The organism is Paenibacillus sp. N119s (genome assembly GCF_059447605.1).
In genome coordinates, this window is record NZ_JCAJRU010000423.1 from 1 (window position 1) to 1,791 (window position 1,791).

Here is a 1,791-nt window from a genome sequence, read left to right on the forward strand (position 1 = left end):
TTGAATCATAGTTGATGCTCCAATCGTTTTTCTCAAATCATATCACAAAATTCTTTAGTTTTCAGACACGTCCTAGTTGGAGAATGCACAATTTGCATTTATAAAGTCTCACTTTCTTTATGTCATTAATATCTCAATGGATTCTTTAGTACTGCGATCATCCTAAGAAAAAAGGTCATAATCCATTTCACTTACTAATTTGTTAGCAAGCATCAATGAAGTATGTGTTCCCGCATCAGTCCACCAATTTTCTAAAATATCAAATGTAAGTTGGTTTCGTTGGATATAAGCGTTATTAACATCTGTGATTTCATATTCTCCTCTTGCTGAAGGGGTTAAGGTCTTGATAATATCGAACACTGAGTGGTTAAACATATAAATGCCCGTAACTGCATAATCACTTTTAGGGATCTTCGGCTTCTCCTCAATATTGACAATGTTATTTCCTTGTAATTCTGGTACTCCATAGCGATTAGCATCAGGCACTTTATGAAGTAGCAATTTCGCTCCTGATTCTTGAAGCTTGAATTTTTCAACGAACGAGGTTATATCATCTTTAAAAACATTGTCCCCCAAAATCACAACCATCTTGTCATTGCCAACAAAGTGCTCAGCTAAAAGCAAAGCCTGCGCAATTCCCCCAGCCTCATCTTGTACTTTATAAGTCAGCGTAACTCCAAGGTCGACCCCGCTTCCTAAGAGATTAACTACATCTCCCATATGTTCCTTTCCGGTAACGATCAAAATATCGTTTATGTTCGCCTTTTTGAGCTTGTCAATAGAGTAATAAATCATCGGATATTTACCAATTGGCAGCAAATGTTTGTTTGTAACTTTAGTAAGCGGGTACAATCTAGAGCCAGTTCCCCCAGCTAATATAATCCCTTTCATATCTAACTTCCTCCTATTGAAGCTCTTTTATAGCAGCTCCATAATGGTTTTTGCACGAGCTTCCCAATTGTTGTGGACTATGAAGTTTTCTAGTTGTTCCTGATCATAAAAAGGCCGTTGCAGGGTATCTATATCTGCTAAATATTCCCTCATCTCTTCTAAACTACGATATAGATAGACCCCTTTCTGATCTAATAGTTTAGTTTCTTCACTCTGCACAGCTAAAGTCACTTTATTCAGGCTAAGATACTCATAAACTTTTACTGGATTAATCGTATCAATTCTATCCGAATTCCTCAAAAAGGGGTATAAACAAACATCAAAAACATCAATAATCGCACCAATTTCTGATTTTGGAACAGGGCTATAGTACTTGATCCCACTATGCTGCTCAAAATTATAGTCCAGATTATTTCTTCCAACCAAACATACAACAAACTTTTCATCAAATTCTGTAATAGCCTTAAGCGCTTCTACATCAAACCAGTGGTCAATCGCTCCTACATAGCCAAAAATATGGTAGCCCTCATGCTTTAATCGTCTCAAGTCACTAGCAACTAAGCTATTTACATTTATGTTTAGTATAGCTGTATCCACAGCATTTTTCACTAAATAAGATTGTTTATTCAATGATAGGGAATGCTTATGCAAATCATTGCTCGTAGAAATAACAAGATCCGCCTTGGTCAGTAATTCAAGTTCCCACTTTTTGAGTAACTTCTTCATCAATACATTGTTAGTTAGAAATACGTAGTCGTCCATGCGATCAAATACAATCTTCTTCTTATTTTGTTTAATAAGAGGATAAAAAACAGGACTCCCCAACCAAATGATATCTGCATTGGAAACTAAGTCTTTTAATTGTCTCTTTTCAAACCATTGATTCATATGGAATATTGA

The 1,791-nt window shown here is 35.8% G+C and carries 2 protein-coding genes; both read right to left on the reverse strand.

Annotation, left to right across the window (positions count from 1 at the left end):
• Positions 1-162 precede the first annotated feature (162 nt).
• Positions 163-891 (reverse strand): sugar phosphate nucleotidyltransferase, encoded by a 729-nt coding sequence (locus AC5V8P_RS25410; RefSeq protein WP_064797886.1) that lies wholly within the window; start codon positions 889-891, stop codon positions 163-165.
• Positions 892-918: 27 nt separating this feature from the next.
• On the reverse strand, positions 919-1,791 hold an 873-nt coding region (locus tag AC5V8P_RS25415; protein ID WP_495474031.1), incomplete at its 5' end, for a glycosyltransferase family protein.